Origin of the sequence: Niastella caeni, from assembly GCF_004834005.1 — a bacterium.
In the GTDB taxonomy this organism is placed as follows: Bacteria; Bacteroidota; Bacteroidia; order Chitinophagales; family Chitinophagaceae; genus Niastella; species Niastella caeni.
Map to the genome: position 1 here is coordinate 1,330,848 of NZ_STFF01000001.1, position 11,575 is coordinate 1,342,422.

Here is an 11,575-nt window from a genome sequence, read left to right on the forward strand (position 1 = left end):
TGTTTACAGGCTACTAAGGGTTTTCTGTAATAATGTAGATAAATGAAAAGTTTCGGTGTTGTTACGGCGTTATACAGCCTTTTTCAATAAATTTTCTGCAGCCCATTGCTGTACCTTAGGAAAAGCAATATTGAACCAGGAAGTATATTTTTGGGGATGCGATAATAGGGTGGCTTCTATTTCTGCAAGACTTTTATAACAATAATCTTTTACTTCCATGGGGTCGGGTGACATCCTGCCTTCATACATCCCAATAAAAACATGGTCAAATTCATGCTCTGTTAATCCATGTTCAAATTCACACTGGTATACAAAATCGAAGATCTTCTCCAGTAAAGTAGTAAACCCCATTTCTTCGTTCAAGCGGCGGGTGGCAGCCTGCAAGGTATCTTCGCCGGGCGCCGGGTGACTGCAACAGGTATTGGTCCATAACCCTCCGCTATGGTATTTTCCCATTGCCCGTTGCTGCAATAACATTTCTCCTTTACTATTAAAAATAAAAATGCTAAATGCGCGATGCAACACGGCTTTACGATGTGCCTCCATCTTTTCCATAGTGCCGATGGGTTCATCCTGTGCATTTACCAATATCACGTCGGTTACTTTACTCATGATACAAAGTTGCTAAATAATCATGGTGTTACCATACCTGGTAATACAAAATCCTGCTCTCAACCCGGTTAGCCAAAAATGGCGGCCAAACCAGGCTTATTGAATTTAAGAAATTCAATACAATAAGGGAGGTAAAAGAAAGTACGACCAGGAATCGATTATGGTAATACTGTACCGGTTTAAAGATTTAGAAATTGGTAAACTACTAATGCCGTTCTATTTGTGTTTTTAACAGTTTACGGGCAAAGTGAATGCGACTTTTAATAGTGCCCAAAGGCTCACCAAGCATATCTGCAATTTCATGGTATTTAAAACCATCAAAGTACAACAGAAAAGGGTTTCTGAATATCTGGGGCAGGTTATGAATAGCTTCCTGAATATCTTTCAGCCGCAAATTTGATTCGGCGTTATTAGCAACAACACTCTGGGTTTGATTGATCAGAAAATCATTAGGAGTACTATCAAATATAGTATTCTGTTTAACTTTTCTCCGATAATTGTTAATAAAGATATTGCGCATGATAGTATACAGCCACGCCTTGATATTTGTGCCTACACTATACTTGTCTTTGTTGGCCAATGCACGAAACAGCGTTTCCTGGAACAGGTCTTTCGCAGCCTCTGAGTCTCTCGTCAACGTTATTGCAAACGGCTTTAAAAACTCCGCATTGTTCACCAGCATTTGATTAAATTCAACCGTCGACATAAAAAAGTTGTTTAAATAATTACAGTACAAATTTAAACATAAACTACTTAAGGGAAAAATCCGGGCAATTAATAATTCTATAATAAAATATCGAACCAGCCCGACCACCTGCCCCTGGCTTTTGGCGGCTTTCACCTTTTCCACCGGTTGGTGAATATGGCATTGAACGATGGTTAAGACATCGCAGAAAGAATCATCCCCTATTAGATTGACGGTTAATTGGTAGAAATATTTGTTAAGAAAATCTAAAATCAGCCAGGAAAGAATACATTAAACAAATAACTAAAGTATTGCAATAAACTCCAATACTTCGGCTAAAGAGCGCTTTAGCAGAACACGTGCGGGTAATTTCTTAAGATTACAATTGGTTAACTGGCCTGAAATAATGATTTGTACCTGTGGAGCGTGTTGATGGATCCTGGAGAGAAATTTTTCAAAATTAAAATTGCCGGCAATACAGGTGAGGTGGGTATACAGGTAATCGGGTTGTTTACAACTGGTAATAAATTCAAGGTCGTGAAAAGGCACATTGGCTCCCAGGTATATTACCTGCACACCGCGGCTTTTTAGTAAATAGTAGGTATACAGCAAACCCAATTCATGGTATTCGCCCTCAGGCAAAAAGAGGATCACTTTTTTGTTCACCGAAATATGCGAAACCACACTTTCTATTCCCACAATTAATTTTTGCCTGATGATATTGGTAACCACATGTTCCTGGGCCGGGTGAATATGGCTGGCCTGCCATAATATGCCTATTTTATCGAGAAATGGAAAAATGAGAAAACTGATGGTTTTGTCTATGCCCTTTGCCATGATGTAATTATCCAGCACATCTTCAAATTTCTCCAGGTCAAGATCGATCATGTATTGCAACAGGTCGTTCACCAGTCGTTCCTGTTGCGCTTCTGCATGAGAAAGGGACACGATTTTTTCCCGCACTTCCTGCGAACTCATTTTATCGATATGGGAAATTTTATACCCGTATTTATTAAGCAGGGCAATATTGAGCACTATTTTCAATTCTTCATTGGTGTAATAGCGGATATTGGTGGAAGTTCGTTGCGGGCGCAAAAAGGAATAGCGTTGCTCCCAAATACGAATTGTATGGGCTTTAATACCAGAAAGATTTTCCAGGTCCTTTATGGTAAACGCATTCATATACAGTTAACTACAAAGTGCAATATTAAATTGTTTAAGCATACAGAAAGAAAGCTTAAACCAATAATTGCTATTTTTTTTGAGTTAAGCATAAAGAATACATTTACAATGGCTTATCCTACACCAAAGTAAAGCAAGCTAATGCAAATTATGAACACGCTAAGCAACTTTTCTTTTCGCTTCGGCAGTAAGGACCAGTAAAGGTCTTTTCCGGGAAACAAAGCTGGAAAAATATATTTTGATTTTCTCGCGGTTGTTACGAACGTAATTGCGGATGACCACCAGAAGAAGCAGCCAATATATACAAATTGTCACTTCGAACAGAATATGGAATTTTCTTAACATATAGGTCCGGAATGAAAAACTGTTTGCCATTTCTCTACCCATAGCCAAACTCAGGATATTTCTTATCATTGGCATCACAACCGGCACCTTATCCCAATTTGTATATCGTACCCCTGCATAACTATACCTGCTGTCGTAGTTGGCTGGCGTTTGTGTACGGTAGAAATTCCAATTGTTTTGCACATCATTAAAACTGGCCATGCGGCCGTCTGCCCGCTTAAAATACAAATCGTAAGAACCATCCATTACAACCCAGCCCTTTGATGTTTTTGCCTCAACCAGAATATGCCCGCCATAATTGCCTTCTACCTGCATTTGAGCAATGCGATTGGGAATTTTTAATTCATTCAACAAGCGACTTAAGATATAAGCATAACTACCACATGCACCATTATTGGTCATTAAATCGTACGTAACCGGATGAATGATGGAAGATTTAATTGAATGGAATTCTCTGTTCCTAAAAATAGCAGCGCGGTTTTCTCCCAGCGAATAGGTAAGATGTAAACTATTTAGTAGAAGTGCCTCTTCGCTATTTTTTGCACCAGCTGACTTATCCTTAACATAACCGGCAAGGGTTTCAAAAAGTGTTCTTTCATACGAGTCTTCCGTATAAAAATAAAGAAGGGAGGCAAGAAGAAACCCATTGATAAACACCAGGGCATAACGGGAATGGAAGATCTTGCCTGTAAATTTGGCAAAACTTTTTCTTAACGCTTTCAAACCTTATGACTTTAGGGGTAAACAAAAAATAGCATGGCTTAAGCATACCATTCATTTATTTTTCCTAGGATATGAAAGATTAGGCAACTAATATTACCAGACTTCTATTGGATTGAAAAGTTTAACGCAAAAGTATGGTTTTTCACAAAAAATACTTTTTACTCACACAATAAAAAATATTTTTGTTTTTCAATTACCCAATTACCATCTACACATTACTGATAGAAATAATAACAATTATTAAATCGATGGCTTATAGTTAAGATTATAAGCTAATTATTATTGCTTTTAACTATACATGATTCAGGTAATTAAATTTTCAAAAAAAAGGCAGCGGAAATTGATTACAAAGAAGGATTTAACAGCATTCCACTGTCGAGAAGGGAATTAACCGGCTCCATAATATTATTGCCGGCCGATTGAAGTGTATGAAGGTGGCGGAAATGATGGCAATCTGTTCCTAACAGGTTTATATATTTCTTGCCCAGCAGGTAGTGGGCCAATTGCAAAGAAGCTTTTCCATAATAACCGGTGAGCGACAGAATATTCAATTGAAAATAACAACCGGCATTTTTCAGCTCGTCGTACCACCGTTTGTCGCTCATAAAATACAAGTACCGTTCAGGATGCGCCAGCACCGGCTGGTATCCCTTCAATTGCATGTTGAACAGTTTGTCTTTAAAATTAAGTGGTGTAGTTACAAAAGAAAATTCCACCAATACCCAGTTTTCGTGCAGCGTAAGTAAAGGGGTATTGCTTTGCAGCAACTCATCAAAATGTTCGTCCAGGAAATATTCAGCGGCTGCTTTAACTGGTACGTCGGAGTTATTTTGTTGCAGTGCAAGTTGTAATTCCTGATGTGCGGCGCCAATGGAGGCGGCGTCATTCTTATACATATCCCACAAAATATGCGGGGTGGTTATAAATTTCCGGTACCCCAGTTCCTGCAAACCGGCGATCAGTTGCAGGGAGGTTTCTGCATCTGGAGATCCGTCGTCAATGCCGGGTAACAAATGCGAATGCATATCGGTGCCGAGGCTACTCAGATCAACACGCGCTCTTTTCTTTTTTTTAAAAATAGAAAACATGACAAATTCCTTATAAGAATGATACCGGCAGCAAAGCTACAAACCTGCAGTATATTGTTGCGAAAATTCCTGGTATACTTTCTCAATTCCTTCCCGCAAACCTATTTGGGCCTGCCAGCCCAGGTTATGCAATTTTTGAACATCCATCAATTTGCGGGGTGTTCCATCGGGTTTGGATAGATCATGTTCAATATTGCCGGTATAACCCACCACCTCTTTCACTAATATTGCAAGATCTTTTATCGTAATATCTTCCCCGGTCCCAATATTCACAAATCCTGGTTCATCATATTGTTGCATTAAGTAATAACAGGCATCTGCCAGGTCATCTGCATGCAAAAATTCCCTCATGGGTTTACCCGTTCCCCACATTACAACCGACGGCTCATTTTTCAGTTTGGCTTCATGGAATTTTCTGATCAATGCCGGTAATACATGCGATGTTTCAAGGCTGTAATTATCATTTGGGCCATATAAATTTGTTGGCATTACCGAAATAAAATTACACCCATACTGATCGCGATAGGCATCGCACATTTTTATGCCCGCAATTTTTGCAATGGCGTATGGTTCATTGGTTGATTCCAGCAAACCGGTGAGCAGGTATTCCTCTTTCAGCGGCTGGGGCGCCATCTTGGGATAAATACAGGATGAACCCAGGAACAGGAGCTTTTTAACACCATTCACCCAGGCATTGTGAATGATGTTAGATTGCATCATAATATTATCGTAAATAAATTCAGCCCGGTAAGTATTATTGGCCAGGATACCGCCTACTTTGGCAGCCGCAACAAAAACATAATCCGGCTTTTCCTGACGCATAAAATCCTGCACTGCGTGCTGATTGCGCAGGTCTAACTCAGCCGAGGTACGCAGTAATAAATTAGTAAATCCTTCCTTTTGTAATTTGCGTACAATAGCTGAGCCCACCATGCCCCGGTGACCGGCAATGTATATCTTATCTGTTTTATTCACTTTGAATACTGAATATTATAATTGAATATCGAAAAATGAATGTGCATTGCAGGTAACATTATTCAAACTGATTACGCACATAATAACCCGATTGCTTCAATAATTTTTCTTTTTTAAATAGATCTACATCGTTTTCCACCATTTCTTTAACGAGGGCGGGCAGGTCATACTTTGGTTTCCAGTTCAGTTGTTTTTGTGCCTTGGTAGGATCACCGATCAACAGGTCAACTTCTGTAGGACGGTAATACCTTTTATCAACTGCTAGTACTTCTTTACCAATTTCAATTTGAAATTCAGGGTTCTTACAGACCTTCACGATACCTACTTCATTTTCATCTTTGCCTTTAAACTCCAGCTCAATACCAACTTCATCAAAAGCCATCCGCACAAATTCACGTACCGGAGTAGTTACGCCAGTTGCAATTACATAATCTTCCGGCTTTTCCTGTTGAAGTATCAACCACATAGCTTCCACATAATCTTTGGCATGTCCCCAATCGCGTTGCGCATCCAGGTTACCGAGAAAAATTTTATCCTGTAAACCAAGCGCTATTTTCGCTACACCGCGGGTGATCTTTCTTGTTACAAAGGTTTCTCCACGTAAAGGAGATTCATGATTGAACAGAATACCATTTACAGCATACATGTTATACGCTTCCCGGTAGTTCACCGTAATCCAGTAAGCATATAATTTAGCCACCGCATACGGCGAGCGGGGATAGAATGGTGTTTTTTCTGATTGAGGCACTTCCTGCACCAGTCCATATAATTCAGAAGTAGAAGCCTGATAAACCTTTGTCTTTTTTGTTAAGCCCAATAAACGAACAGCTTCCAGGATGCGCAGCGTACCAATACCATCAGCATTGGCAGTATACTCCGGCGTTTCAAAACTCACGTGCACATGGCTCATGGCTGCGAGATTATAAATTTCGTCGGGTTGTGTTTCCTGTATAATACGAATAAGATTAGTTGAATCAGTCAGGTCGCCATAATGTAGCGTAAGGTGTACATTTTGTTCATGTGGATCCTGGTATAAATGATCTATTCGTTCGGTATTGAATAATGAGCTTCTTCTTTTTACTCCATGAACGATATATCCTTTCTTTAATAACAGGTCGGTTAAATATGCTCCATCCTGCCCGGTTACCCCTGTAACCAATGCTACTTTTGCCATATGTTTATCGGGTTAAATTGTAAAACTTTTCGCAGTGGCTTCAACCACATGGTAAAAAAATAAGGTTTCAAGTTATTCAGTTTCCAGGCCATTGCATCTTCCTTATTGGCCCTGAACCTGTTTTTCAATGATGCATTACTCATTCCACCAGTCCGCATTTTTACCAGTACTTCGGGTATATATTGTACCCGTGCATCGAATTTTACTAATACGCGTAGCATTAATTCATAATCTGCAGCAGACCGTAATGTGGTATTGAACAATCCACATTTTTCATAAATGTGCCGGCGAACAAAAAAAGTAGGATGCGGTGGCATCCAACCATAGTAAAGCGACCTCTTCCGGAAGGTGCCAGATTTCCAGGTGCGGGTCACCAGGTGCACATTGGTAGCATTTACATATTGCAGATCACCATATACCGCTTCTACGGCAGGGTCTTCAAACGCCTCAGCTACTTTTGACAGTGTCGTAGGACCCGTATAAAAATCATCGGAATTTAAAATGCCTATTATATCGCCAGTTGCCAGTTTCACGCCTTTGTTCATGGCATCATAAATGCCTTTATCCTTTTCGGATATCACGTAGGCAACGTGTGGAAATTCCTTTACGATATCAAGTGTATTGTCTTTTGATAACCCGTCTACCACAAGATGTTCAATATTGGGATACTCCTGACTGGCAATACAGGCCAGGGTATCTCTGACAGTTGCGGCGCTGTTATACGTGGCGGTGATTATAGAAATCTTCATCATAACTCGCTAAACCCTCATTCACTTAAATAATGCAATAAAAAGTGCAACCAATGATATAATAAAAGAAAGTACAAACAACCACTTTGCATTAGACCGATTGGATGGCTGTTGAACATTCGCTACATTTTTTTCGCTGGCAAACAAACTAGTCTCCGTGTGTATTGCAACAGCAATAGCAAGGTCATTGGTATGCGACACTGATATATCATATCCGGGATACGTTGGTTTCCCTTCGGGATCGTGGTTGATAACAATTGTATTGAAAGGCCTGCTCCTGTTTACGTTGTCAGCTTTTACAATTGCCTCTTTAGCCGCAAATAAACCGGCAAAAGAAGCATAGGGTGAAGGCTGCAATATACAGTAGGCGATTTCACCGGGGGAAAAATTCATTTTATAAAACTCATCTTCTCTAAAATCGTTTGTTCGCGGCATGGCAGTAACCTCTTCTATATCTATACCTACAGCAGGCGCCACTGCATGCCTATGCACTGGTATTGCATTCGTATTCACTACCACATCCTGGATCACTGATGAAGTGGCATGGCCGTTCCCATTAATTCTTTCCACAAGGGTTGAAAACGTTTTTATATTCCAATAGTCAGCAACGATAAACCCTTCTTCCGCCAGTTTAGCATACATCCGGTGCAATGTAATAGAGCTGCTTACAGCCGTACGGTCAATTACTGTATTATAAGATATCTGTTCGGCCGGGACCCGTAAAAAGGCAGCGATCAGATCCTTTATTTTTTCTTCCATAGTCTTAAAAACCTTTCAGACAACTTTGACAAATATAGCCTTCCTTTCCTTCGGGTGTAATACTTTTTACAAAACCCACATCACCCAGTTCATCTGCCAGCGACTTGCTGCATTTATAGCAAATAATATCCTTCACTGGGTAAATATGATTTGTAGCCCGGTAAGATTCAAGTCTGTTTGCCAGTTCTTTGAGGAATGTAGCCACCATCTTGCCTTCTGTAACCCGATGATCGAATGTACAGGAAAGTGTGCAGCGTTGTAATTTATCGTCAATTGCCGATATACCTAATATACCGCTATTCATCATATTGATAAGCGGTCTGAAAAATGCGACACCTTCAGAAGAAAGATCAGTTATTGTAAACGTAATATCTGTGAGATCCTCAAGTTGCAATGTCTCATCCAGGTAACGGGTTGATAAGGCCATGATATTTTCTTCAATATCAGCCAGCGTCTTTTCTGCACTGTTGCTGATCTTCAGTACTTTCAATCCTTTATCGATGTCAACTGCAAACCCCACATTTACCTGTTTATAAAAAGCAATTCCATCTCCTGTAAAATAGCCGTTTAATGCTGGGTATTTCTGCAAAAGCCTGGCTGTTTCATACATGATCACGGGTAACAGGGAATTCTTAAAATATTTAAGTGACCGGTTAAGATGTACGAAAATACCTTCAGTGTTCACCGTTACATTAATGGTGCTTGTTAAACCGGTTGACTGAACCGGACTGAGAAATTCGATCTCCCGCTTTTTGTTTGAAGAAAGCCTTTCTATAATTACTTTGGAATTATCAACCGGTGCTATTGCTTTTTTAGGCGTAGCGGTTACTGGTGGAGCAGCTATTTTTTTATTGGCAATTCCATTTATTCCCTTCAATTCTTCAACATCTTGGCGGGTTACGAAATCCCTACCTTTAAAAGCCGACTTATCAATATGCAACGACTCAATAAGGCGGAGTGCTTCCACAGAATACAGCGTATCACCGGTCCAGGCATTAACAATATGCTGCTTTACTTCCTGAATTTGCGCCGTAAGGTCCTGTTTTGCCGCTATCGGTTCTTTTAGAACTTCTGCATCAGTACTGAATATTTTTGCAACTACCTGATTAACGTCATAATCCCGCCCGGCTTCACATAAATACTGCACAAAACCATCAACCTCTGCCATCACCTCATAGGTTGTTTTTGAGGTTTCAAATACCAATATGATATCGCCTTTTTTTATATGCTGACCATTGGGATATGCGACATCAACTACAGTAAGTGTTGTATCATTTACAGCCAGCAAAGGAACCTGTATCTCCTGAAGTAGTGCCATCAGCCAAAAATTTCTTTAATTTCCTTTACAATACGTTGCTTTTCGGGCAGCACTGCATGTTCCAGTGACTTCACAGCAGGTATTGGAACAGGATAAGCTGCAATTCGTTTCATTTTTATTGGTCCTTCTACCCTTTCAGCCACAGATGCCAGCAACTCACTACCAATGCCAGCATAACCACTCCCCTCTTCAATGACAAGCAGTCGGCCTGTAGCCATTGCCGATTCAGTTATAATATCAATTGGTAGCTGTGAAATTAATGAGGGTACAATTAGCTCCGGCTTTAGATCGGTCTCCATAAAGATAGCCTCCAGCATCGATAACATTTCATCGGCCATTCCACCATAGGCTACAATAGTTATTGTAGGGTCTGAAACAGCAGGTCTCACACGTGCAACCGGGTAAGCATCATCGTTCCGTTCATATAGGAAATGGCTATGTTTGTTCGACAGTATTCTTTTGCCGTAATCAGTTTTATTTTCAATCACCAGCACGGGATGTTCTTCGCAAAAAATGCTTTCATAAATAATAGCCGGATCGAAAAAGGTATTTAATGCAACTGTCTTTACATTATCAATGCCAACAAGAAATTTGTCGAGCGTTTGAGAATGGGTTGGACCATATCCCCTGCGGCCGCCCATGGGCGTACGAATAACAACCGGGCAGTTGATCTTCTTATTGAACATGTGGTGAAACTTGGAAGCATGATTTACGATCTGGTCAAATGCCAGCGTCATAAAATCGCCAAACATTATTTCACCAAGCGGTTTAAACCCATTTAATGCAAGCCCGTTTGAAATACCGGTAATAGCCGATTCAGAGATGGGTGTTGAAAACACACGTTCAGGCCGAAGTACCGATAATTCCTTTGTTACTTTAAACGCACCACCATAAGGCGACAAAATATCTTCACCTAAAAAGACCGTGCGGTCATCAGCAACAATTTTATCTCTGAAAAATTTATTGAGCAGTTCTACCTGCCGCTTATTAATTGATTCCAGAGCGCTCCAGTTATTATCAGAAACAATTTCTTTATGCTGATAATAATTTTCAAAAGGTAATTCGCTTTCCAGCAAAATCTCATCAACCAACTCATCAATTTCCCTGTTGATAGCTTCCAAATATCTGTTATAATAATCGGCCGACTCCTTGCTGAAAATATTCAAAAAGTCTTTGTTCCTGTAACTTTCAACCTCTTCTTTTGCCCGATCGTCATCTCCTTTTGAGTGTGCATTCAATCTGTAAGTATTTACCAGGAAAAAACCGGGTTTTTTCGAAGAACGAACATAATCAATAGCGCCCTGGGCTTTATTGATGAGGAACTCCGGATCCCAGGTATCTCCTTCAAAGGTTTCAATGCCAAATGCCGTCGCCCTTGACACAATGTCTCCAGCAAGGTTTATATGCTGAGGAGTTGATTGGGCATACAGGTTATTCTCACAAACGATGAGTAATGGGATTTCCCATTTGGAAATAATATTCATTGTTTCGTACAACGCACCTTCACCTAACGTGCCATCTCCAATAAATACAATACCAATGGAGTCGTCACCTCTTAACTTATTACCCAATGCATATCCTGCTGCAACCGGAACTATGCCTCCCTGTATTCCATTGGAATAAAAGTTTTTATTGCAAAGGTGCTGGCTACTGCCTATTCCACCCGAAACACCCGATGCTTTGCCAAGCAATTCGGCAAGCAGGCCGCGAATATCACCGGTAAAAGCAATGTAATGCCCATGGCACCGGTGGTTTGAAAATATAAAGTCCTTCTTTTTAAGTTGACCGGCAAAGGCAACAGCCGAAAATTCTTGTCCAACACAAGTATGAACAGTTCCATTTAATTTTCCTGAAGAGAATAATTCAAGGAATTTTTCTTCTACCCGACGAATTCGGATCGCTTCCTTTATAATTCTATGACTTATTGTTTTTGAAACCGATTGCATGATCAGCAAAACTAATATT

The 11,575-nt window shown here is 40.2% G+C and carries 11 protein-coding genes; all 11 read right to left on the reverse strand.

All coding sequences use genetic code 11. The annotated features are described in order from the left end of the window. Window positions 1-69: 69 nt before the first annotated feature. The 11 genes from idi to FAM09_RS05200 all read right to left on the reverse strand — a co-directional run bounded on the left by idi (window position 70) and on the right by FAM09_RS05200 (window position 11,556). Window positions 70-612, reverse strand: a complete 543-nt coding sequence (gene idi, locus FAM09_RS05150) for an isopentenyl-diphosphate Delta-isomerase (RefSeq protein ID WP_136575985.1) — start codon at window positions 610-612, stop codon at window positions 70-72. A 205-nt stretch (window positions 613-817) separates the two neighbouring features. Further along, a complete protein-coding gene (locus tag FAM09_RS05155) occupies window positions 818-1,318 on the reverse strand; it encodes an RNA polymerase sigma factor (RefSeq protein WP_081144569.1) in 501 nt (166 codons plus the stop codon). 282 nt (window positions 1,319-1,600) lie between these two features. Further along, on the reverse strand, window positions 1,601-2,479 hold the full coding sequence (locus FAM09_RS05160; RefSeq protein WP_136575986.1) for a MerR family transcriptional regulator: 879 nt from the start codon (window positions 2,477-2,479) through the stop codon (window positions 1,601-1,603). A 159-nt stretch (window positions 2,480-2,638) separates the two neighbouring features. Next, window positions 2,639-3,547, reverse strand: a complete 909-nt coding sequence (locus FAM09_RS05165; protein ID WP_136575987.1) for a hypothetical protein — start codon at window positions 3,545-3,547, stop codon at window positions 2,639-2,641. A gap of 344 nt (window positions 3,548-3,891) precedes the next feature. Further along, the gene (locus FAM09_RS05170) at window positions 3,892-4,635 is read right to left on the reverse strand and encodes a tyrosine-protein phosphatase (protein ID WP_136575988.1); all 744 of its coding nucleotides are present in this window, start codon (window positions 4,633-4,635) and stop codon (window positions 3,892-3,894) included. A gap of 36 nt (window positions 4,636-4,671) precedes the next feature. After that, window positions 4,672-5,610 carry a GDP-L-fucose synthase gene (gene fcl / locus FAM09_RS05175; protein WP_136575989.1) on the reverse strand — a complete coding sequence of 313 codons (939 nt, stop codon included), beginning with the start codon at window positions 5,608-5,610 and terminating at the stop codon, window positions 4,672-4,674. A 58-nt stretch (window positions 5,611-5,668) separates the two neighbouring features. Beyond that, the gene (gene gmd / locus FAM09_RS05180; protein WP_136575990.1) at window positions 5,669-6,784 is read right to left on the reverse strand and encodes a GDP-mannose 4,6-dehydratase; all 1,116 of its coding nucleotides are present in this window, start codon (window positions 6,782-6,784) and stop codon (window positions 5,669-5,671) included. After that, complete coding sequence (locus tag FAM09_RS05185; RefSeq protein ID WP_243751599.1) at window positions 6,772-7,536, reverse strand: glycosyltransferase family 2 protein; 765 nt, start codon at window positions 7,534-7,536, stop codon at window positions 6,772-6,774. The genes gmd and FAM09_RS05185 overlap by 13 nt, the downstream gene beginning before the upstream one ends. 18 nt (window positions 7,537-7,554) lie before the next feature. After that, window positions 7,555-8,292, reverse strand: a complete 738-nt coding sequence (locus FAM09_RS05190) for a holo-ACP synthase (RefSeq protein WP_136575991.1) — start codon at window positions 8,290-8,292, stop codon at window positions 7,555-7,557. Window positions 8,293-8,296: 4 nt separating this feature from the next. After that, a complete protein-coding gene (locus tag FAM09_RS05195) occupies window positions 8,297-9,610 on the reverse strand; it encodes a 2-oxo acid dehydrogenase subunit E2 (RefSeq protein ID WP_136575992.1) in 1,314 nt (437 codons plus the stop codon). After that, complete coding sequence (locus tag FAM09_RS05200; RefSeq protein ID WP_136575993.1) at window positions 9,610-11,556, reverse strand: dehydrogenase E1 component subunit alpha/beta; 1,947 nt, start codon at window positions 11,554-11,556, stop codon at window positions 9,610-9,612. The genes FAM09_RS05195 and FAM09_RS05200 overlap by 1 nt, the downstream gene beginning before the upstream one ends. Between the last annotated feature and the right edge of the window lie 19 nt (window positions 11,557-11,575).

Excerpts from the sequence above, each read along its gene's own strand:
- idi (WP_136575985.1), bottom strand. The coding sequence starts at position 612 with ATGAGTAAAGTAACCGACGTGATATTGGTAAATGCACAGGATGAACCC.
- FAM09_RS05155 (WP_081144569.1), bottom strand. The coding sequence starts at position 1,318 with ATGTCGACGGTTGAATTTAATCAAATGCTGGTGAACAATGCGGAGTTT.
- FAM09_RS05160 (WP_136575986.1), bottom strand. The coding sequence starts at position 2,479 with ATGAATGCGTTTACCATAAAGGACCTGGAAAATCTTTCTGGTATTAAA.
- FAM09_RS05170 (WP_136575988.1), bottom strand. The coding sequence starts at position 4,635 with ATGTTTTCTATTTTTAAAAAAAAGAAAAGAGCGCGTGTTGATCTGAGT.
- gmd (WP_136575990.1), bottom strand. The coding sequence starts at position 6,784 with ATGGCAAAAGTAGCATTGGTTACAGGGGTAACCGGGCAGGATGGAGCA.
- FAM09_RS05185 (WP_243751599.1), bottom strand. The coding sequence starts at position 7,536 with ATGATGAAGATTTCTATAATCACCGCCACGTATAACAGCGCCGCAACT.
- FAM09_RS05190 (WP_136575991.1), bottom strand. The coding sequence starts at position 8,292 with ATGGAAGAAAAAATAAAGGATCTGATCGCTGCCTTTTTACGGGTCCCG.
- FAM09_RS05195 (WP_136575992.1), bottom strand. The coding sequence starts at position 9,610 with ATGGCACTACTTCAGGAGATACAGGTTCCTTTGCTGGCTGTAAATGAT.
- FAM09_RS05200 (WP_136575993.1), bottom strand. The coding sequence starts at position 11,556 with ATGCAATCGGTTTCAAAAACAATAAGTCATAGAATTATAAAGGAAGCG.